The 21,620-nt window shown below is 62.3% G+C and carries 16 protein-coding genes and 1 pseudogene; 11 read left to right on the forward strand and 6 right to left on the reverse strand.

Features of this window, described 5'->3' with window-relative positions:
- The first annotated feature begins 1 nt into the window (after position 1).
- The 5 genes and pseudogenes from FW789_RS11765 (at position 2) to FW789_RS11785 (ending at position 3,179) form a co-directional block, all read left to right on the forward strand.
- The gene (locus tag FW789_RS11765) at positions 2-301 is read left to right on the forward strand and encodes a YciI family protein (protein WP_103436592.1); all 300 of its coding nucleotides are present in this window, start codon (positions 2-4) and stop codon (positions 299-301) included.
- Between the two features lie 118 nt (positions 302-419).
- Positions 420-503, forward strand: a pseudogene (locus FW789_RS11770) (translation initiation factor 2); the annotation flags it as partial.
- Positions 504-510: 7 nt separating this feature from the next.
- Positions 511-1,188 carry a response regulator transcription factor gene (locus tag FW789_RS11775; protein ID WP_101317674.1) on the forward strand — a complete coding sequence of 226 codons (678 nt, stop codon included), beginning with the start codon at positions 511-513 and terminating at the stop codon, positions 1,186-1,188.
- A gap of 173 nt (positions 1,189-1,361) precedes the next feature.
- The gene (locus FW789_RS11780) at positions 1,362-1,778 is read left to right on the forward strand and encodes a Spy/CpxP family protein refolding chaperone (RefSeq protein ID WP_101317672.1); all 417 of its coding nucleotides are present in this window, start codon (positions 1,362-1,364) and stop codon (positions 1,776-1,778) included.
- A gap of 66 nt (positions 1,779-1,844) precedes the next feature.
- Entirely contained in the window at positions 1,845-3,179 is a 1,335-nt protein-coding gene (locus FW789_RS11785; protein WP_446431479.1) for a sensor histidine kinase, read from the forward strand.
- A 54-nt stretch (positions 3,180-3,233) separates the two neighbouring features.
- On the opposite strand, the gene FW789_RS11790 is transcribed toward FW789_RS11785, so the two are convergent.
- Positions 3,234-3,788, reverse strand: a complete 555-nt coding sequence (locus FW789_RS11790; RefSeq protein ID WP_103436590.1) for an NAD(P)H nitroreductase — start codon at positions 3,786-3,788, stop codon at positions 3,234-3,236.
- Between the two features lie 148 nt (positions 3,789-3,936).
- Between FW789_RS11790 and FW789_RS11795 the strand changes: the two genes are divergently transcribed.
- Positions 3,937-5,391: a TrkH family potassium uptake protein gene (locus tag FW789_RS11795; RefSeq protein WP_186698558.1), complete on the forward strand. Its 1,455-nt coding sequence runs from the start codon at positions 3,937-3,939 to the stop codon at positions 5,389-5,391.
- On the opposite strand, the gene FW789_RS11800 is transcribed toward FW789_RS11795, so the two are convergent.
- Positions 5,348-6,403 (reverse strand): AraC family transcriptional regulator, encoded by a 1,056-nt coding sequence (locus FW789_RS11800; protein ID WP_103436588.1) that lies wholly within the window; start codon positions 6,401-6,403, stop codon positions 5,348-5,350. The genes FW789_RS11795 and FW789_RS11800 overlap by 44 nt on opposite strands.
- A 154-nt stretch (positions 6,404-6,557) precedes the next feature.
- Here FW789_RS11800 and FW789_RS11805 point away from each other — a divergent pair, with 154 nt between their 5' ends.
- Together FW789_RS11805 and FW789_RS11810 are read left to right on the forward strand one after the other, a co-directional pair.
- Complete coding sequence (locus FW789_RS11805; RefSeq protein ID WP_186698555.1) at positions 6,558-6,869, forward strand: DUF962 domain-containing protein; 312 nt, start codon at positions 6,558-6,560, stop codon at positions 6,867-6,869.
- Between the two features lie 159 nt (positions 6,870-7,028).
- Positions 7,029-7,919, forward strand: coding sequence for a DMT family transporter (locus FW789_RS11810; RefSeq protein WP_411562016.1), 891 nt, complete (start codon positions 7,029-7,031; stop codon positions 7,917-7,919).
- Here the strand turns inward: FW789_RS11810 and FW789_RS11815 are convergent, their stop codons facing one another.
- Positions 7,920-8,201 carry a SelT/SelW/SelH family protein gene (locus FW789_RS11815; protein ID WP_103436586.1) on the reverse strand — a complete coding sequence of 94 codons (282 nt, stop codon included), beginning with the start codon at positions 8,199-8,201 and terminating at the stop codon, positions 7,920-7,922. It lies immediately after the preceding gene.
- A gap of 66 nt (positions 8,202-8,267) precedes the next feature.
- Here FW789_RS11815 and FW789_RS11820 point away from each other — a divergent pair, with 66 nt between their 5' ends.
- Positions 8,268-10,454 (forward strand): patatin-like phospholipase family protein, encoded by a 2,187-nt coding sequence (locus FW789_RS11820; RefSeq protein WP_446431480.1) that lies wholly within the window; start codon positions 8,268-8,270, stop codon positions 10,452-10,454.
- A 46-nt stretch (positions 10,455-10,500) separates the two neighbouring features.
- Here FW789_RS11820 and FW789_RS11825 read toward each other — a convergent pair whose 3' ends face one another.
- Positions 10,501-10,938 carry a MarR family transcriptional regulator gene (locus FW789_RS11825; RefSeq protein ID WP_101317654.1) on the reverse strand — a complete coding sequence of 146 codons (438 nt, stop codon included), beginning with the start codon at positions 10,936-10,938 and terminating at the stop codon, positions 10,501-10,503.
- A 148-nt stretch (positions 10,939-11,086) separates the two neighbouring features.
- Positions 11,087-13,225: a DNA helicase RecQ gene (recQ, locus tag FW789_RS11830; protein WP_186698549.1), complete on the reverse strand. Its 2,139-nt coding sequence runs from the start codon at positions 13,223-13,225 to the stop codon at positions 11,087-11,089.
- A 246-nt stretch (positions 13,226-13,471) separates the two neighbouring features.
- Between recQ and FW789_RS11835 the strand changes: the two genes are divergently transcribed.
- Both FW789_RS11835 and FW789_RS11840 read left to right on the forward strand, forming a co-directional pair.
- Positions 13,472-14,059: a UPF0149 family protein gene (locus FW789_RS11835; RefSeq protein ID WP_103436583.1), complete on the forward strand. Its 588-nt coding sequence runs from the start codon at positions 13,472-13,474 to the stop codon at positions 14,057-14,059.
- An 8-nt stretch (positions 14,060-14,067) separates the two neighbouring features.
- Positions 14,068-14,430, forward strand: coding sequence for a YbaN family protein (locus FW789_RS11840; protein ID WP_103436582.1), 363 nt, complete (start codon positions 14,068-14,070; stop codon positions 14,428-14,430).
- A 44-nt stretch (positions 14,431-14,474) separates the two neighbouring features.
- Here FW789_RS11840 and FW789_RS11845 read toward each other — a convergent pair whose 3' ends face one another.
- Positions 14,475-21,428: a retention module-containing protein gene (locus tag FW789_RS11845; RefSeq protein ID WP_446431481.1), complete on the reverse strand. Its 6,954-nt coding sequence runs from the start codon at positions 21,426-21,428 to the stop codon at positions 14,475-14,477.
- Between the last annotated feature and the right edge of the window lie 192 nt (positions 21,429-21,620).

Raw genomic sequence — 21,620 nt, forward strand, 5'->3', positions numbered from 1 at the left:
CATGCTCTACGCCATCATCTCCAGCGACGTCGCCAACTCTCTGGACAAACGCCTGGCCGCGCGCCCTGCGCATATCGAGCGCCTGCAGCAGCTGCAAGGCGAAGGCCGCGTGGTCCTGGCTGGGCCGCACCCGGCCATCGACAGCAATGACCCGGGCGCTGCCGGCTTTACCGGTAGCCTGATCGTCGCCGAGTTCGACAGCCTGGCTGCAGCGCAAGCCTGGGCCGATGCCGACCCGTACGTGGCTGCAGGCGTATATGAGAAGGTGGTGATCAAGCCGTTCAAGCAGGTCATGCCATAATCCGCTGCACGTGTCGGCCCTGCCTGCAGGGCCGGCATCCAATCGCTCTCATCTAATCCGACGAGCGGCCGATACCCCCTCAGTCAACACCCCGAACCGACAAATGCGCTGCGTAATTGGCGCAGACGTTGCACTGTTCTCGGTAGTCTGCGGTATCTTTGCCACTGGCGGACACAGAAGACGCCGTCAATGGTTGAATTGAGTGAGTCATGAGCGAGCTGTTACTGATTGATGATGACCAAGAGCTCTGCGAGCTGCTTTGCAGCTGGCTGACCCAGGAAGGTTTTGTAGTGCGGGCTTGCCATGATGGCCGCAGTGCGCGTCAGGCGCTGGCCGAATGCGCGCCGGCGGCCGTGGTGCTGGACGTGATGCTGCCTGATGGCAGCGGCCTTGAGCTGCTCAAGCAGCTGCGCAGCGAGCACGCCGAACTGCCGGTGCTGATGCTCTCGGCACGTGGCGAGCCATTGGACCGGATCCTCGGCCTGGAACTGGGCGCCGACGATTACCTGGCCAAACCCTGCGACCCCCGCGAGCTGACCGCCCGCCTGCGCGCCGTATTGCGCCGCAGCCACCCGGCAGCGCCGAGCAGCCAGGTCGAAATCGGCGACCTGGCGTTCAGCCCGGCCCGTGGCGTGGTCAGCGTCGAAGGTCGCGAGATGACCTTGACCTTGTCCGAGAGCCGCATCCTCGAGGCGCTGCTGCGCCAGCCTGGCGAGCCGCTGGACAAACAGGAGCTGGCCCAGATCAGCCTTGGCCGTAAACTGACGCTGTATGACCGCAGCCTGGACATGCACGTCAGCAACCTGCGCCGTAAAGTTGGGCCCCACCCCGACGGCCGCCCGCGCATCGTCGCCCTGCGCAGCCGTGGCTATTACTACAGCCTCTGAGCCCAGCAGCAGACACAGGCAAGCCGCGCCACGCGGTTTGCCTTTCGCTCTAGAGAGCCGCAACGCCCTGCAACCTCTTTACCTTGCCTTTACCTTGACCTGACTGCGCCTGACCTTGATCTCCCTAAACTGGGCTCATCCGGTAACAACCGGCCCATGAGAGGAGAAACACCATGCGCAAGACCCTGATCGCTCTGATGTTCGCCGCTGCCCTGCCAACCGTAGCCATGGCCATGCCAGACGGCGGTCCACGTCACGACGGCCCGCATCACCGCGGCAATGCGCCTTACGCCCAGCTCGACCTGACTCCGGAGCAACGCCAGCAGATCGGCAAGCTCAAGGGCGACGGCATGAAAGCCCAGCGCGAGATTACCAAGCGCTACCTGGACAAACTGCCGGCGGCCGATAAAAAAGCCATGCAGGACGAGCTCAAGGCCCGTCACGACAAGACCGACAGCGAGATCCGCGGCCTGCTCAAGCCCGAGCAACAGAAGATGTTCGACGCGCAGCAGAAAGAACGCGCTGCACGCAAGGCTGAATGGAAGGAATTCCAGGCCTGGAAAGCTGAAAAAGCCGGCAAGGCTCAGTAAGCTGTAACCCACTGCCCGGCCCGCTCAGAAGCGGGCCGGGCTTTTCTCGTTTGTGGAGGTCTCGTCTTGCGTTCATTGTTCTGGCGCATCCTGGCCAGTTTCTGGCTAGCCATCGCCCTGGTCGCAGGGTTGTCGATCCTGCTTGGCCATATGCTCAACCAGGACAACTGGATCCTCAGCCGTCACCCAGGCCTGAATACCCTGGCCAGCGGCTGGGCACAGCACTATGAACAAGACGGCGTGGCCTCGGCCCAGCGCTTTCTGGAACGGCGCAAGCAGCGCTACAAGGTCGATGTGCAAGTACTCAACGACGCCGGCGATGCGGTGGTGCCGGGCACCTTCCCGCGCCGTGCGGCTGATTTTGAAGCGCGCCAGCACAATGACCAGCGGCGCTTGCCGTGGCGCCGATTGACCGAGGAATACACCAGCCCCAGCAGCGGCGAGACCTACCTGCTGATCTACCGCATCCCGCACCCGGAGCTGGATGCCTGGCACCGCGAAAGCCTGCTCTGGCCACTCAGCGCGCTCGGCATCGCCCTGGTGGTGCTGACCTTGTTCAGCCTGTTGGTGACGCTGTCGATTACCCGCCCGCTGAGCCGCCTGCGCGGCGCCGTGCATGACCTTGGCCAGACCAGCTACCAGCAGAACAGCCTGGCCCAACTGGCGGCCCGGCGTGACGAGTTCGGCGTGCTGGCGACCGACTTCAACAAGATGGGCGCGCGCCTGCAGAGCTTGATCGGCAGTCAGCGCCAGTTGCTGCGCGACGTCTCGCACGAGCTGCGCTCACCGCTGGCGCGCCTGCGTATCGCCCTGGCGCTGGCCGAACGCGCGGAACCCGAGCAGCGCCAAGCTCTGTGGCCGCGCCTGACCCGCGAATGCGACCGGCTGGAAGACCTGATCAGCGAGATTCTGGCCCTGGCCCGAGTCGATGCCGAGCAGGCGTTGGTTGAGCCGATCGACGTCAACGCTCTGCTGGGCAGTGTGCGCAAGGACGCGCAGCTGAGTGCGCCGGAGCAGGAGATTCGCTTGGAAGCCGCGTCCGGGCTGACCTTGCAGGGCTGGCCGACGCTGGTCGAGCGCGCCGTGGATAACCTGGTGCGCAACGCATTGCGCTTCAATCCCAGCGGCAAACCGATCGAGATCAGCGCCAGGCTTGAGCAGCAGAGGGTGCTGATAACTGTGCGTGATCATGGTCCAGGGGTTGCGCCGGAGTATCTTGCTCAACTCGGCGAGCCGTTCTTCCGTGCACCGGGACAGGACTCCGCCGGTCATGGGCTTGGTCTGGCGATAGCCCGGCGTGCAGCCGAACGGCATGGTGGCAGCCTGATCCTGAGCAACCATGCCCAAGGAGGCTTCGTTGCTCGTCTGGAGTTGCCGATCACGGCCGTTGTTGGCAGTTGATCGAGCGCTCCCTTACACAGAAAGCGACGGGGCGCAGGGCGCCCCTTGCACAACTCAGCCCCAGGCGCGGACGAAGTCGGCCGTGTCCAGCACAGGCGCGGTGCGTGGCTCGTTGAGCGGCGTTCCGAGGTACAGGTAGCCAATCAACTCCTCGGTCGGCTCAAGCCCCAGGCCTTGGTGAACATGGGCGTCGAAAGCCATCTCGCCGGTACGCCAGACAGCGCCGATACCTTGTGCATGGGCGGCGATGAGGATGCCGTGTGCAGCGCAACCGGCGGCCAGCCGCTGCTCGGACTTGGGCACCTTGAAGTGATCCTGCAGACGCGCGATGACCACGATCAGCAGCGGCGCGCGCAGCGGCATGGCGCGCGCCTTGTCCAGTGCAGCCTGGCTGGCGTCGCCTTTGTTGGCCAGCGCTTCGGCAAACAGCTCACCGAGCTTTGCCAGCCCCTCGCCCTCGATAGTCAGAAAGCGCCATGGGCGCAGCTGGCCGTGGTCCGGCGCGCGCAACGCCGCCTGGAACAACCCCTCGCGTTGCGCCGCATTGGGCGCCGGCTCGGTCAGGCGTGGCACGGATACACGGTTGAGCAATGCGTCGAGAGCCTCCATCGGCTACCCTCCTGGCAGATAGAAAGTGCTGCCATTCTGCACTATCGACGCCTGCCATGGCAGCACCGCTGCATCTGCCAAGGGCGTTTACTTAACCAGCCCCACAGGTAGAATGGCGCCCTTTCCGATTCGAGTCAGAGCAGATCACATGGCGTTGCCGACCTTAAGAATCATTGGTTTCATCATCGGCATCTTCCTGATCACCCTGGCGGTCAGCATGGTCGTGCCGATGGCCACCCTGCTGGTGTTCGAGCGCACCGGCGACATGCCGTCGTTTCTCTGGTCGAGCCTGATCACCTTCATCGCCGGCCTGGCGCTGATCATCCCCGGCCGCCCCGAGCACGTGCACCTGCGCCCACGGGACATGTACCTGCTCACCGTCAGCAGTTGGCTGATCGTCTGCGTGTTCGCGGCGTTGCCGTTCCTGTTGACTCAGCACATCAGCTATACCAACGCCTTTTTCGAGAGCATGTCGGGGATTACCGCCACCGGTGCGACGGTGTTGAGCGGGCTGGACACCATGTCTCCTGGCATTCTCATGTGGCGCTCGATGCTGCACTGGCTGGGTGGTATCGGCTTTATCGCCATGGCGGTGGCGATCTTGCCGTTGCTGCGCATTGGTGGCATGCGCCTGTTCCAGACCGAGTCCTCGGACCGCTCGGAGAAGGTCATGCCGCGCTCGCATATGGTCGCCAAGTCGATCGTGCTGGTGTACGTCGGCATTACCTTCCTCGGCAGCCTGGCGTTCTGGTGGGCGGGCATGAGCCTGTTCGATGCGATCAACCACGCCATGTCGGCGATCTCCACCGGCGGTTTTTCCACGTCGGATCTGTCGCTGGCCAAGTGGGACATCCCGGCCGTGCACTGGGTCGCGGTGGTGGTGATGATCTTCGGCAGCCTGCCGTTCACGCTGTATGTGGCGACGCTGCGCGGCAATCGCAGAGCGCTGTTCAAGGATCAACAGGTGCAGGGCTTGCTGGGCCTGCTGGTGATCACCTGGCTGGTACTTGGCACCTGGTACTGGGCAACCACCGAACTGCACTGGCTGGATGCCCTGCGCCACGTCGCGCTGAACGTCACCTCGATCGTTACCACCACCGGTTTCGCCTTGGGCGACTACAGCCTGTGGGGCAACTTCTCGCTGATGCTGTTTTTCTATCTGGGCTTTATCGGTGGCTGCTCCGGCTCGACGGCCGGCGGGATCAAGATTTTCCGCTTTCAGGTCGCCTACATCCTGCTCAAGGCCAGCCTCAATCAGTTGATCCACCCGCGCGCGGTGATCAAGCAGAAGTACAACGGCCATCGCCTGGATGAAGAGATCGTCCGCTCGATTCTGACTTTCTCGTTCTTCTTCGCCATCACCATCTGCGTAATCGCCCTGCTGCTGTCGCTGCTGGGGGTGGACTGGATGACAGCGCTGACCGGCGCCGCGGGCACTGTGTCCGGCGTAGGCCCGGGCCTGGGCGAAGTGATTGGCCCAGCGGGCAACTACGCCACTTTACCGGATGCCGCCAAGTGGATCCTGGCCGGCGGCATGCTGCTCGGCCGACTGGAAATCATCACCGTGCTGGTTCTATGTATGCCGGCGTTCTGGCGTCACTGACCGCCTCGGCGCCCAGCCGCGAGCGGTATTCGCTGGGGGTGGCGTCGAACCAACGGCGAAATGCCCGGTAGAAATTGCTCGGGTCGGAAAAGCCCAGCAAGTAGGCGGTTTCGAGCAGGGTCATGCCTGATTGGGCCAGGTACTGCTCGGCCAACTCGCGACGGGTGTCGTCAAGCAGCGTCTGGAAACTGGTGCCCTCCTCCTGCAAACGCCGCTGCAGGGTGCGCTGAGACATATGCAGCGCCTGCGCCACGGTTTCGCGCTTGGGCTCGCCCTGGGGCAGGATCCGGCACAACACCTGACGCACCCGATGGGTGACGCGGCTTTCAGAGAAGCGTGCCAGATATTCGCCGGCAAAGCGGTCATGCAACACCGCCATGGCTTCATTGGCAGTGGGCAGCGGCGCTTCCATATCAGCCCGCTCGAACAGCAGCGCGTCTTGTGCAGCGCCAAATACCAGCGGCGAGTGAAAGGCAACCTTGTAAGGCTCGATGTCGTCAGGCTGTGGCCCTTGGATAAGCACGCGCCGCGGCTGGATCGGTCGCCCGCTCAACCATTTGCTCAACGCCAGCGCGCACGCCAGCGAGGCTTCGGCACTATGGCGGGTTGGCGGCAGGTGGTCGCCGTGCACGGTCAGCACCAGCGAGTACCCCTCAGGCCCGAGGCGAAAGCTCAGGTCCGAGCTTTCGGCGATGATCCGCTGGTAGCGCACCAGCCGCTCGAAGCCCTCGGCCAGGGTACGGCTGGACATCAGCGCATAACCGACCACATGAAACGATGCCGGGCGCACCACCCGCGCCATGTTCAAGCCGATCGCCTGGTTACCCGACAGCTCGACCGCCAGTTGCCACAGGCGGGTCATCGAATCCTGCGGGAAGCGCGCGTCCGGGTCATCCAGCGCAGCGAAGTCCAGGCCGAGTTCCTTGAACATGGCCCGGCAGTCGAGGCCTTCCAGCTCGAGGGCCTTGACGATGCCGGATGCCCAGCTGGCGGATGTGGTTCTTTCACTCATAACCGGCTTCTTGTGCTGACCGCTCCTGCGGTGAATGCCAAGGATACTCAATTGGCGCTTATTGTCACTGGCTCGCTTTGCCTATGACTCTAGACTCTAATCAGGCTCCACGCCGTGTACCCACGCCATAAGCAGTTGCTCAGGGAGCGAAATAATGGACCGCACAGCGCAGTTTCGCAGTTTTGCCGAGTTTTACCCCTTCTACCTCGGCGAGCACAGCAACCCCACCTGCCGGCGGCTGCACTTCGTCGGCACCAGCCTGGTGATAGCACTGCTCGCCTACACCATTGCCAGTGGCAAATGGTTGTTGCTGTTGTTGATCCCGGTTGCCGGCTATGGCTTTGCCTGGATCGGGCATTTTGTCTTCGAGAAGAATCGCCCGGCGACGTTCGATCATCCGTGGTATAGCCTGATCGGCGACTTCGCGATGTTCCGTGACATCCTGCTGGGCAAGGTCAGCTTGTAAGGCGCCAGGGCTGGGTACCCGGTGATGCGCGGCACGGAGATGGGCAAATTTGCCACAGACAGCGCCCCCGCCTGCGCTTAAACTGGCTCGCACCTGTCATCAGCCACCGCTGCGCCACGCCTCGTACCTATCGCCAGCGGTCCGCACCAAGGGACTCCCATGACACCCCGCACCGCCCTCGGCGCTCTGCACATCGGCGCGCTGCTGTTTGGCCTGACCGGTGTCTTCGGCAAGCTCGCTGTCTCGGCCAGCCCGGCCATCATTGTTTTTGGCCGTGCCGCCTTCGCCGTGCTGGCGCTGGGTCTGTTTGCCCAGTTCATGCGTCAGACCTGGCAACCACTCATAGGCGCTGATTTGCGCCGTTTACTGCTTGGCGGCGTATTGCTGGCCAGTCATTGGGTGAGCTTCTTCATCGCGGTCAAGGTTGCCGGTGTGGCTATCGCCACCCTGGGCTTTGCCAGCTTCCCGGCGTTTACGGTGATCCTTGAAGGGCTGTTGTTTCGCGAGCGTATCCGTCGCAATGAGATGGTGCTGGTCGTGCTGGTGAGCATCGGCCTGATCCTCGTCACGCCCGCCTTTGACCTGGCCAGCGAGGCCACCAGTGGCCTGCTCTGGGCATTGCTGTCGGGGTTGCTGTTCTCGCTGCTGTCGCTCACCAACCGCGCAGGCGGGGCGCGCTTGCCGGCGGCGCAGGCAGCGCTCTGGCAGAATCTGGTGGTAGCGCTGTGCCTGCTGCCGTTCGCAGCGCCGAGCCTGGCCGACGTTCGCGCTGTCGATTGGCTCTGGATTGGCCTGCTTGGGGTGTTCTGTACCGGCATTGCGCACAGCCTGTTCGTCGCTGCGCTGGCGGTGATCAAGGCGCGCACCGCCGCCGTGGTGTTCGGCATGGAGCCGGTCTATGGCATCGCCGTGGCCTGGGCGCTCTTCGCCGAGCGGCCTTCGCTGACCATGCTCGCCGGCGGCGCCTTGATCGTGCTGGCGATAATCCTCTCCAGCCGCCTGGCCAGCGAGCCGGCCAGCGCCGCCAAGCCTGCAACCCAGAACAGCTGATCAGCGATCGTTGTGGCCGAGGTCGCGCTGCGGGTCGATTTGATCGCGTACGCGCTGCTTGAGCTGCTTGGCCTCAGGGAAGCCGCCATCCGCCTTGCGCTCCCAGATCTGCACACCGTTGCAGGTGACCCGGAACACGCCACCGGTGCCTGGCTCCAGCGCGACCCGGGCCAGATCGTCGGCAAAGGTGCTGAGCAACTCCTGCGCCAGCCAGGCGGCGCGCAGCAGCCATTGGCACTGAGTGCAATAATTGATGACTATTTCGGGCTTGCTCGCAGACATGATCAACTATCTCCAGAGTGGGGGCCGCTTATACTAGCGGCCTTTCCCTCTGCTTGAGACTGGACGATGCACCGCTTGCTGTTGTGCCTGATGCTGCTGCTTACCTGTTTGCCGATCACAGCAGCCGAAAACACCCGACCCAAGGTCGGCCTGGTGCTGTCTGGCGGCGCAGCCAGGGGCCTGGCGCACATCGGCGTGCTCAAGGCGCTGGAAGAGCAAGGCGTGCGCGTCGATGCCATTGCCGGCACCAGCATGGGGGCGGTCATTGGCGGCCTGTATGCCTCGGGCTACAGCGTCGAAGAGCTGGAAAAACTCGCCACCACACTCGACTGGCAGCAGGCGCTGTCCGATGCGCCACCGCGCAAGGACGTGCCGTTTCGGCGCAAGCAGGATGATCGCGATTTTCTGGTCAAGCAGAAGCTGAGCTTTCGCGACGACGGCAGCCTGGGCCTGCCGCTGGGGGTGATCCAGGGTCAGAACCTCGCCCTGCTGCTGGAAAGCAAATTGGCCCACACCGCTGATACCCGCGACTTCGACAAACTGCCGATCCCCTTCCGCGCCGTCGCAACCGATATTGCCAGTGGCGAAAAAGTGGTGTTCCGCCGTGGCCACCTGCCGCAGGTGATCCGCGCCAGCATGTCGATCCCGGCGGTGTTCGCCCCAGTCGAGATGGATGGGCGCTTGCTGGTCGACGGCGGCATGGTCGATAACATCCCGCTGGATGTCGCCCGCGAGATGGGCGTCGATCTTGCCATTGTGGTCGACATCGGTACTCCGTTGCGCGACCGCAAGCAACTGAACACGGTAGTGGATGTGCTCAACCAGTCGATCACTCTGATGACCCGGCGAAACTCCGAAGAGCAACTGGCCAACCTGCACCGCGATGACATCCTGATTCAGCCGCCCTTGGCGGCATTCGGCGTCACTGACTTCGGCCGCACCGCCGAGATGATCGAGGCCGGCTACCGCGCCACCCGTGCCCTTGATGCCCGGCTGGCTACACTGCGCCAGGCTGAGGGCGATACTCTACTTGCCATCGCCCGCTCGCCGCGCCAGCGCACCCCGGTGATTACCGCAATTAAGGTCGAAAATGATTCGAAGGTCAGCGACGACGTGATCCGCTACTACGTTCGCCAGCCGATTGGCGAGCCACTGGAGCTGGAACGTCTGCAGACCGACATGGGTACCCTGTATGGCCTGGATTACTTTGACGGTGTGCAGTACCGCGTGGTGCACAAGGGCGACGACAACACCCTGGTGATCAAGGCCAGCGGCAAACGCGGCGGTACCGACTACCTACGCCTGGGCCTCAACCTGTCGGACGACATGCGCGGCGACAGCGCCTTCAACCTCGGCGCCAGCTACCGCATCAATGGCATCAATCGGCTGGGCGGTGAATGGCTGACGCGTGCGCAGATCGGCGATCAGCAAGAGCTGTACAGCGAGTTCTATCAGCCGCTGGACATCGGTTCGCGGTATTTCGTCGCGCCGTATCTGGATCTGGGTTCGCAGAACATCGAAGCGACACTGGAAAATGACCCGGTCGCCGAATACCGCCTGCAACGGTATGGTTTCGGCATCAACCTCGGCCGCCAGATCGGTACCTATGGCGAGGTGCGTGCAGGCGTGGGCAAGGCCTGGGGCAAAGCCGACGTTCGCATTGGTGATCAGGACCTGCCCTCGGTCAGCTTCAACGAAGGTTTCTACGAGCTCAAGTACTCGTTCGATACGCTGGACAACGTGTACTTCCCGCACAGTGGCGAAGACATCAGCCTGACCCTGCGCAACTACGACAAGTCGCTGGATTCGGACAGCAACTATCGCCAGTGGGAGCTGAACGTGGACAAGGCACTCAGCAGCGGCGCCGATACGCTGGTGCTTGGCGGGCGCTACGGACGCACGCTGAACGACGCCGACGTGGTCACTTCGAGCTTCGTGCTCGGTGGCGCCCGGCAGCTGTCGGGCTTCCGTCAGGACTCGGTGTCGGGGCAGAACGTCAGCCTGATGCGGATGGTCTATTACCGGCGCCTGACGCCACGCGCCTACCTGCCGCTGGACTTCCCGCTGTACATCGGCGGCTCGCTCGAACGCGGCCGGGCCTGGAACAACGACAATGACTTCGACAGTGGCTACATCAACGCCGCGAGCATATTTTTAGGGTTGGAGACGCCGCTAGGGCCGTTGAACCTCAGTTATGGGGCCAACAGCGAGCAGCAGCAAGCGGTTTATCTCAATCTGGGCCACACGTTCTGATTGAAGGCGGCCAGGGCTGCCTCTGCATGGCAGCCCTGGCGTCGCCTCAGGATTTTTCCAGGTTACCGAGAATCTTCGCGTGGACCCGCATGCAGATATCCAGGTCAGCCTCGTCTACCCCGCTGAACAGTTCGGTACGCAGCTGGTTGGCGATGGTTTCGATTTGCTCAATTAGCGGCTTGGCGGGTGGGCAAAGCAGAATCTTTTTGGCACGACGATCTTCCAGCACCGCCTGGCGGCGCACCAGACCCTGGGTTTCCAGGCTATCGAGCAGGCGCGCCAGCGTTGGGCCTTCAACGCCCACGCTCTGCGCCAGTTCACGCTGGGTCGGAGCTTCGGCGAAGCGAGCGAGGTGCAACAGCACCAACCAGCGAGCCTGAGACAGATTCAGCCCGGCCAGTCGGCGATCCAGTTCAGCGCGCCAGCCCCGAGACATCTGGGCCAGTTGCATGCCAAAGCGGTGTTGATTGTCGGTAAGCGGCATAAACAACTCGATGGATAGAACTAATTATTAGCCAGCTAATCATGGCCTTGCGCTCCAGGCAAGGCTGGGCGCCGCGGAAATGTCCGATAATCATCAAAAAATATGACAAGGATCAGCCAGATGCCGCCCCCAGCGGCATCGCGCCTGGTTACAGCTCAAACTCTGCCGCCAGCGCAGCGCGGATGCAATACAGCACACCCTCCGGCACGCGCTGGGCGAATTGCGCTGCGATCGCCGCCACCGGCGGTAGCTCGCCCTCGCCATCAAGGAAGGCATCCTGCACTTCCATCATCAGGTCTTCGGGCAAGTCCAGCGCCTGGTCCAGGCTCAGTTCCTGACGGCCGAGCGCCTCGGCCAACAGGCTGTAGACATTCTTTTCGCTGCAGTTGAGCTGGCCGGCAATCTGCATCGGCGTCATGCCCGCCCGCGCCAGGCTTACCAGTTCGTGGCGCAGGTCAAGCACCACCTTTGGCGCCTGCGTGCTCTCGCCGCCGTTGAGCACCTCGAGAAACGCCTGGCCATAGCGCTCCAGTTTGCGCGCGCCGACACCACTGACCTGGCCCATGTCGGCAAGGCTTGCAGGCTGACTGCGAAGCATTTCCAGCAAGGTCGAATCGGGGAAGATGACGTAAGGCGGTACGCTGTGCTCTTCAGCCAGCTTGCGCCGCAGGGTGCGCAAGGCTTCCCACATCTCGCGCTCTTCGCCACGCACCAACTGGCTGGCCGGGCTGCCACCGCTGGAGCTCTTGGTGCTGGTCTGTGGTTTGAGGTCGCGACGCAGCTGCAGGTTGACCTCGCCACGCAGCAATGGCCGGCAGCTGTCGGACAGGCGCAGGCCGCCGTAGCCTTCGAGGTCGATATCGACCAGGCCACGTGCGACCAGCTGGCGGAACAGCGAGCGCCACTCATGTTCACTCAGGGACTTGCCGACGCCGTAGACCGAGAGCTTCTCGTGACCAAAGCTGCGGATCTTCTCGTTGTCCTTGCCCAGCAGCACATCGACCAGATGACCAACGCCGTAGCGCTGACCGGTTCGAAACACCGCCGACAGGGCCTGACGCGCAGGCTCGGTTGCGTCCCAGGTCTGCACCTGGTCTACGCAGTTGTCACAGTGACCGCAGGGCTGTTCGAGGACTTCGTCGAAGTAGGCCAGCAGCGACTGTCGGCGGCAGCGGGTTTCTTCACACAGGGCCAGCATGGCGTCGAGTTTGTGCTGCTCGACCCGCTTGTGACGCTCGTCACCTTCGGAGTTCTGCAACATCTGCTTGAGCATGACCATGTCTTGCAGGCCGTAGGCCATCCAGGCGTCGGCGGGCAAGCCGTCACGACCGGCACGACCGGTCTCCTGGTAATACGCCTCGAGCGACTTGGGCAAGTCGAGGTGGGCAACGAAGCGCACGTTGGGTTTGTCGATGCCCATGCCAAATGCAATGGTCGCAACCATGATCAGGCCTTCCTCGTTGAGGAAGCGGCGCTGGTTGCTGGCACGGGTGTCGGCGGCCAGGCCGGCATGGTAGGACAGTGCCGGAAAGCCCTGTTCGCAGAGAAACGCTGCAGTCTCGTCAACCTTTTTGCGTGACAGGCAGTAGACAATCCCGGCGTTGCCGCGGCGCTCGCCAAGAAACGCCATCAGCTGTTTGCGCGGCGCTTCCTTGGGCACGATGCGGTAAAAGATATTCGGTCGGTCGAAGCTCGACAGAAAGCGCTCGGCGCCCTGCAGGTGCAGACGCTGGACGATCTCTTCGCGGGTGCGCATGTCGGCGGTGGCGGTCAGGGCGATGCGTGGCACATGCGGAAACTGTTCGGCCAGCTGGCCCAATTGCAGGTACTCAGGCCGGAAGTCATGGCCCCACTGCGACACGCAGTGCGCTTCGTCGATGGCGAACAGCGATACGTCGAGGCCCTGCAGGAACTCGAGCATGCGTGGTTGCACCAAGCGCTCAGGCGCGAGGTAGAGCATCTTCACCTCGCCGCGGCGCAAGCGCCCGGCCAGCTCGCGTTGCTGCTCTGCACTCAGGGTCGAATTGAGGGCTGCCGCGGCCACGCCGAGTTCGTCGAGGGTGGCAACCTGATCGTCCATCAAGGCGATCAGTGGCGATACCACCACAGTCAAGCCGGGCCGCAACAAGCCAGGGACCTGGAAGCACAGCGACTTGCCGCCGCCGGTAGGCATCAGTACCAAGGCATCGCCGCCATTGGCCACACATTCGATGATCGCTGCCTGGCGCCCCCGGAAACTGTCGTAGCCGAAGATGTCCTTGAGGACGCGCTGAGCCTGTTCGAGCATTGCAAACTCCGAAATCGCCGTATCATTCCCGAACACAGGCTGGACGATAAACTCGTCCGGCACACGCGCGAATGCGTAAGCAGCTTTTGCCAAGGGCCGCACAAACACTGTGCCCGGCTGAAAACCGCGGATTATACCCCAGCGACGAGTGCTAAAGGACGCTACGGTGACAGACGTTCCCTTTGCCCCGTGATCGCAGCAAGGTGCTAGAATTCGTTATCGTTTATTCTTCAAGGTAGCCCCGTAATGTCCTTCGCCGAGCAACTGACCCGCCTGCAAGTCTTCCTCGATGCCGACGAGCTGCACGAAGAAGCGCTGGATTACGTCGCCGCCCACGGCTACCTGACCGCGCTTTCGATCACTTCCGAGGTCGTTCCTGACCGCGAATGGATCGACGCGCTGTTTGCCGAAGAGCCCAAGTACAGCAGCGACGCCCAGCGCGTCGAAATCGAAGCCACGCTGGTCGCCCTCAAAGCCCACATCAGCCGTCAGCTGGCCAGTGACGAAGAGTTCGAGCTGCCGTGCGACCTCGACCTGGGTGAAGACCCGGACGACTCCGATCTGCGCGGCTGGTGCATCGGCTTCATGGAAGGCGTGTTCCTGCGTGAAGAAGCCTGGTTCGAGAACGCCGAAGAAGAAGTCAGCGAAATGCTGCTGCCGATCATGGTCGGTTCGGGTCTGTTCGATGAGCAGCCAGAGTTTGAAGACATCGCCAAGGACGCCAACCTGCAGGACGACATGATCGTGCAGATTCCGGAAGCCCTGACCGCGCTGTACCTGCTGCTGCACGCTCCGGAAGAAAAGCCAGCCCTGCTCAAGCCGCGCCATCACTGACAGCAATCATGCGCTACCTGTTGCTGGCCGTTGGCTGGCTCAGCGTTGCGCTGGGGGTATTGGGGATTTTCCTGCCGGTATTGCCGACCACCCCCTTTTTGCTGCTGGCGGCCGCCTGCTTCGCCCGCAGCTCGCCGCGCTTCCACGCCTGGCTGGTCAATCACCCGCAACTGGGACCGTGGATTCGCGACTACCTCGGTGGTGAGGGGATCCCGCTCAAGGGCAAGGTCTACGCCATTGGCCTGATGTGGGCCAGTATCGGTTTGTCCTGCTATCTGGTGCCGTTATTCTGGGCGCGGCTATTCATGCTGACCAGCGCGGTGCTGGTGAGCCTGTACATCCTCAAGCAGAAGACCCTGCGCCGCAGTTGACCCAGCCCTTGGGCAGCGCCAGGCGGGCACTGCCCTACCTAGCCTCAGACGGTATCCACCTTCAACGAGTGATCGTTGAGCATGCCGTTGATGATGGTTGCGGTGTCATGCCCGGATGCAATCAGACCACCCGCCCCCGCCGTTACGCCATAGTGCTGGGAAAGGTCGACGCCGGCCAGGTCGATGGTCTGACTCGGCGCCGCACCGGCCACGCTGCTGACTTCGATGGTCGACACCACCGTACCTCCCGCTGCGCTGACCTTGAAGTGCAGGAAGTCATCCAGTGAAGCCGCCGCGCCACCATCGCCCTGAAGCAATTGCGACAGGTCAAGATGATCAGCGCCTGGCGTGAAGTCAGTCACAGTGTCGTGGCCGGTGTCACCCTTCTGCCAGACGAAGGTGTCGTTGCCGCCGCCCCCGGTCAGCAGGTCATCACCCCGACCGCCAATCAGCACGTTGTCATTGGCGTTGCCAATCAAGGTGTCGTGGTAGTCCGAGCCGATCAGGTTGTCGATCCTGACCAGGGTGTCCAGCCCACCGCCGCCGGTATCCTGCTGGCCCACCAGGTTGAGGTCGACCACTACGCCTGCCTTGGCTGTGGCATAGCTGACGGTATCCATATCGTGCCCGCCTTCGAGCAGGTCATTGCCTGGGTTGCTTGCCAGCACCGCCTCGCCTTTGCCCTCCTCCACCGCCAACAACGTATCGGCGGTCAGCGCGCTGCCAGTGCTGTCTGCGTGGTAGACGATGTCTGCAATGCCAGTTGCCGGGTCACTGCCAACTGCCTGGCCGACAGGGTGGCTCTGGCCTTGGACATTGCTCGAATCGATCAGCAGGCTGAGCTTGAAGCTGTCCTGCGCCGGGGCAGTGCTGTCGGTAGGGCTGGTCAGCTGGATGCTGTACAGGCCATCGTGGCTGGCGGTGAAGCTGCCGCCGTCCGCCACAGGGTGATAGCTGCCAGCTGCGCCCTTCCATTCCATGAGCAAGTTGCCCGGCGCGCGATCGTGGTCGAGGGTGAGCGTCTCACCCTTGCGCAGGGCCACCGTGTACACGTCCTGCTCGCCGGCGTGGCTGTTGCCCATCTGCGCCATATAGCCGGCTACCACCAGTGCGGAAGTCATGGCGCCGCTGTTGACAGCGAACGCGCTGCGAGCAAGCTCCTTGAGCGAGCCGGTGGCTTTGTGTTCGTCAACGTCGAACCGGATCGGCGCCGCTTTGTCAGTGGCCGCCGAGCGAGCGCCAACAGCTCCATCAGCGCAGCCCGCCTGGCTGGCGTCCTGGACGTTGAAGGTCACCGTCGTAGTGCTTTCATCACCGTCGGCGTCACGGATGGTGTAGACGAAGGTGTCGGTAGCTCCAGCCGGTGACACGCTGTTGGGGTTGGCGTGATAAACGCCATTACCGTTGGCATCCAGCGTTGCGTAGCCATAGGCGCCTTGCACTTCTGTGCCGAGTTGGCCCACAGCAGAAGTCGAGGTGTCGCTGCCGGCACGGATCCCGATCACATACTGGCCAGCGGCAGAGACGTCGGCGCCGATCACGTCATTCCACAGCAGGTTGCCCGTCACGCTGCTGCCTTCGACCACATTGGCGAAGTCGCAGTGGGCTTGGGGCACGTCATCGACAATGCTGACGACGATGTTGCTGGTGGTGGTGTTGCCGAGCGAGTCCTTGACCTGATAGGTGAAAGTTTCGGTGACGATATTGGGGCCATCGTTCTGCTGCGGCGAAGAGCTGGCAGGCGAAGTCAGGGTGTAGGTGTAAGAGCCATCGCCGTTGACCTGGATCTGGCCGAAATGGCCCTCGGCATTGCCGACCAGGCTGTAGGTGAGGATGCCTACGCCGCCGCTCACGGCGCCAACCAAGGTGCCGCTGGCTGTTTCAGCGGCCGATCCCGGCTGGCTGCCGAGCACAGTGCCCGGAGCCAGGTCATGGCAGTCCTTGTTCAGGTCCAGAGCGTTTTCGTAGACGGTGACGTCGTGATCCGGTGTCGCCACCATCTGGCAGTTGAGCACGTTGATACTGACCGTCGCGGTGCTCTGGTCACCGTCGGCATCACGGATGGTGTAGACGAAGGTATCCGTGGCGCCCTCTGGGGCATTGCTGTTCGGGTACGAGTGGTAAACCCCGTTCCCTTCGGCATCGAGGGTGATGTAGCCGTAAGTGCCCTGGACGTTGACGCCGAGTTGGCCAGAGGCAGGCGTCGACGTATCTGAACCGGCGCGTACACCGACTACATATTTACCATCGGCGGAGATGTCGGCGCCGATCACGTCGTTGAGCAGCACGTTACCGCTGACCTGCCCACCCATTTCCACACGAGCAACGTCGCAGTGCGCTTGGGGCACGTCATCGACGATGCTGATGACGATGTTGCTGGTGGTGGTATTACCGAGCGAGTCCTTGACCTGATAGGTGAAGCTCTCGGTAATGATGTTCGGCCCCTCGTTCTGATGGGTCGGCGAATTCGCAGGCGAGGTCAGGGTGTAGGTGTAGGAGCCATCGGCGTTGACCTGGATCTGCCCGAATTGCCCTTCAGTGTTGCCAACCAGGCTGTAAGTCAAAGCACCTACGCCGCCTGTGACCGAACCGACCAAGGTCCCATTGGCTGTTTCGCCGGTCGAGCCCGGCTGGCTGCCAGTGACGGTGCCGGGCGCGAGGTCGTTGCCGTCCTTGGTCAGGTCCAGAGCGTTTTCATGGACGGTGACATCGTGGTCTTGTGCAGCAACCATCTGGCAGTTGAGCACGTTGATGGTGACGGTCGCGGTGCTCTCATCGCCGTCAGCATCGCGAATGGTATAGACGAAGGTGTCCGTCGCGCCTGCTGGAGCATTGCTGTTCGGGTTGGAGTGATAAACCCCGTTCCCATCGGCATCGAGGGTGATGTAGCCGTAAGTGCCCTGGACGTTGACGCCGAGTTGGCCAGAGGCAGGCGTCGACGTATCTGAACCGGCGCGTACACCGACTACATATTTACCATCGGCGGAGACGTCGGCGCCGATCACGTCGTTGAGCAGCACGTTACCGCTGACCTGCCCACCCATTTCCACACGAGCAACGTCGCAGTGCGCTTGGGGCACGTCATCGACGATGCTGATGACGATGTTGCTGGTGGTGGTATTACCGAGCGAGTCCTTGACCTGATAGGTGAAGCTCTCGGTAATGATGTTCGGCCCGTCGTTCTGATGGGTCGGCGAATTCGCAGGCGAGGTCAGGGTGTAGGTGTAGGAGCCATCGGCGTTGACCTGGATCTGCCCGAATTGCCCTTCAGTGTTGCCAACCAGGCTGTAAGTCAAAGCACCTACGCCGCCTGTGACCGAACCGACCAAGGTCCCACTGGCTGTTTCGCCGGTCGAGCCCGGCTGGCTGCCGGTGACGGTGCCGGGCGCGAGGTCGTTGCCGTCCTTGGTCAGGTCCAGAGCGTTTTCATGGACGGTGACATCGTGGTCTTGTGCAGCAACCATCTGGCAGTTGAGCACGTTGATGGTGACGGTCGCGGTGCTCTCATCGCCGTCAGCGTCGCGAATGGTATAGACGAAGGTGTCCGTCGCGCCTGCTGGAGCATTGCTGTTCGGGTTGGAGTGATAAACGCCGTTCCCTTCTGCGTCCAAGGTGATGTAGCCATAAGTCCCTTGGACATTGACGCCGAGCTGCCCAGAGGCCGGCGTCGAAGTGTCGGACCCTGCACGCACGCCAACCACGTATTTGCCGTCGGCAGAAACATCCGCGCCGATCACATCATTGAGCAGTACGTTGCCACTGACCTGCCCACCCATTTCCACACGAGCAGCATCGCAGTGCGCCTGTGGCACGTCATCGACGATGCTGATGACGATGTTGCTGGTGGTGGTATTACCGAGCGAATCCTTGACCTGATAGGTAAAGGTCTCGGTAATGATGTTCGGCCCGTCGCTCTGATGGGTCGGCGAATTCGCAGGCGAGGTCAGGGTGTAGGTGTAGGAGCCGTCACCGTTTACGTGGATCTGGCCGAATTGCCCTTCAGTGTTGCCAACAAGGCTGTAAGTCAAAGCACCTACGCCGCCTGTGACCGAACCGACCAAGGTCCCACTGGCTGTTTCGCCGGTCGAGCCAGGTTGGCTGCCGGTGACGCTGCCGGGCGCGAGGTCGTTGCCGTCCTTTGTCATGTCCAAGGCGTTTTCATACACTGTAACGTCAGTATCCTGCCCGGCGATCATCTGGCAGTTATTGACGTTGATGGTAACGGTCGTGGTGCTCCGATCGCCGTCAGCATCGCGGATGGTGTAGACAAACACATCGGTAGCACCAGCCGGTGCATTGCTGTTCGGGTAGGCGTGATAAACGCCGTTACCTTCGGCATCCAGCGTGATGTAGCCATAGGTGCCCTGGACATTGACGCCCAACTGTCCAGAGGCCGGCGTGGAGGTATCGGAGCCGGCACGCACGCCAACTACATAGCGGCCATCGGCCAAGTCATCGGCGCCAATCACATCATTGGCAAGCACGTTGCCGCTGACCTGACCGCCTACCTCGACTCTGGCGAAGTCGCAGTGAGCCTGCGGCACATCATCGACGATGGTTACATCGAGGCTGCCAGTGGCGGTACTGCCGTCGGTGTCCTTGGCAACGACCGTGAAGCTTTCCTGCAACCCGTTGGTGCCGTTGCCATCCGGGTGAGTCTCGTTGTCGAGCAAGGTGTAGGTGTAGCTGACCACACCTGTCGTAGGGTTGTAGCCGGTGATGGTGAGGGTGTTGCCCAGCGCGGTAGTGATCGTCTGCGGGAAGCCTGCGGCTACGCCGCCACTGATTACGTTGATGCCGCCGACGCTCAAAGATTGCAGGCCATCCGCCGCAGTCACCGTGAAGGTGCCGCCTTGTTGCAGGGCCGGGCCGTCAGCTGCGCTGCCATCGATCAGGTTTTTCTCGTAAACGGTAACCTCGCCTCCGCTCACGTCGAGGCCGCCAAGTACTACTGGGTCATTGAGGTTGCTGATGTTCAGGGTCAGGGTCGCACTGCTGGTGTCACCATCAGCGTCTTTGATGGTGTAGGTGAAGGTCTCGATACCATTGCCACCGCCGGTAAGGCCTTTGAAATCGGCATCGTCAACGTTGAGGGTGTAGGTGTAGGTGCCATTCGCAGCCAGCACCAGCGTACCGTAGGTACCAGTGAAGGTACCGGCAACCACCGGGCCACCCACGACCCGGTCAGCGCCTTGTACGTCGTTGCTGAGAACATTGCCGCTGAGTTCCACCTGCTGTTCTGTGGCCGTTACCGCGTTGCTGTCATCCACCGCCTTGGGCACATCGTCGACAATGCTCACGTCAAGGTTGGCCGAGGCAGTGCTGCCATCGCTGTCCTGGGCTGTCACGACAAATGTTTCGCCCAGGCTGTTGTTGCCGTTGCCGGTGGCGTGGGCTTCATTGTCGAGCAGCGTGTAGCTGTAGCTCACCACGCCTGTGGCCGGGTTGTAGCCGGTGATGGTCAGTGTGTTGCCCAGCGCGGTCGTGATCGACTGTGGGAAACCGCCTGCTGCGCCGCCGCTGACTACTGTGATGCCGCCCACGCTCAGGCTCTGCAAGCCATCTGACGCAGCAACGGTAAAGGTCCCGTTCTGCGTCAGCGCAGCGCCGTCTGGCGCGCTGCCATTGAGCAGATTCTTTTCATAGACAATCAGCTCACCACCGGCGACATCCAGCCCGCCGATCGTCACTGGGTCGTTGAGATTGCTGATGTTCAGCGTCAGGGTTGCGCTGCTGGTATCGCCGTCGACGTCTCTGATGGTGTAGGTAAAGCTCTCGGTGCCACTGCCGCCACCTTTGAGCCCTTTGAAATCAGGGTCATCGCCGTTGAGGGTATAGGTGTAGGTACCGTCCGCAGCCAGCACCAATGTGCCGTAGGTGCCGCTGAAGGTACCGGCAATCACCGGCCCGCCGACGACCCGGTCGGCGCCCTGCACATCGTTGTTGAGTACGTTGCCGGTCAACTCAAGCTGCTGCTCGGTGGCTGTCACTGCGTTGCTGTCATTCACCGCTTTGGGCACATCGTCACGAATGATCACGTCGAGGCTGCCGCTGGCTACATCGCCGTCGCTGTCGCTGACCTGCACCGGGAACTGCTCGCCGATCACGTTGGTGCCGCCACCGTTGGCGTGCTGCTCAGTGCCGTTAAGGGTGTAGCTGTAATTGACCACGCCGGTCGCCGGGTTGTAGCCGGTGATGGTCAGGGTGTTGCCAAGGGCGGTGGTGATGGATTGGCCAATACCGGTAACCACCCCGCCGGTGACTACGTTGATGCCACCTACGCTGAGATTGAACACGCCGTCGGCGGCGACAACGGTGAACGAGCCTTGCTGGGTCAGCGCCGCCGGGTTGCTGTTGGAGCCGTCGGGCAAGTTGGCCTCGTCGAGGATCAGTTCGCCGGGGCTGACATCAAGGCCTTGCAGGGTGACCGGGTTGTCTGGCGGATTCACCGGAGGTGGGGACGCGGGCGGCAGCACATCGTCGGAACTGGTCGGATCGAGGTCACCAATGTAGCCATTGACCAACAGCGGTACACCGTTGAAGCCCGCAGTCGGGAAGCCAACCGTAGGGTCTACGCGATCGGCAACTTCGGTCAGCATGACAAAGCTGTGGCCGCCGCCCAAAGCGCCCGGGGCACCTCCATTGGGCCCAGCCGCCGTAGCCTCGGCCTCTTCACTAGGGTCGGCACCCGCAGCGATGGCTTGTTGCAAGCGCTCGACATCGGTCAGTTGCGCCTGGCTGGGGGCGACGTCGTCGGTCTGCACATGGGCGGCCTGATTAGCCAGCAGCTCTGGCGACATCTGCAGGCTGCTGTCGCGGCCCAGGGTCAGCTCTGCGCCGTTGTCCAGGCGCACCGCAATGGCTCCGGCGTTACCGGTTTCGAGTTGTTCGCCAGCATAGAGTCGGTCGCCTTCGACCAACAGGCGGCGGCTGCCGTCGCTGTCGACCGCGAAAACCTGGCCGACCACCTTGCTGACCACTCCGATAAATTTAGCCATGCCCTATGTCTCCCCTGCCGAACGGATCCTGCAGCTTGAATGCAGCAAAAACACAGTGGCGCCAGGCCGAATAAAGGCGTCAATCAAACGCCAAAAGTCAGCAAACAGCTCTACACTGCGCAGGCCAAGTCGATAGAGATGATGGAATTTTGCTACTACAGCGTGACAATTAATTGTCGCCAAATTCCGACA

The sequence above is a fragment of the Pseudomonas sp. 1121_17 genome (assembly GCF_052850745.1).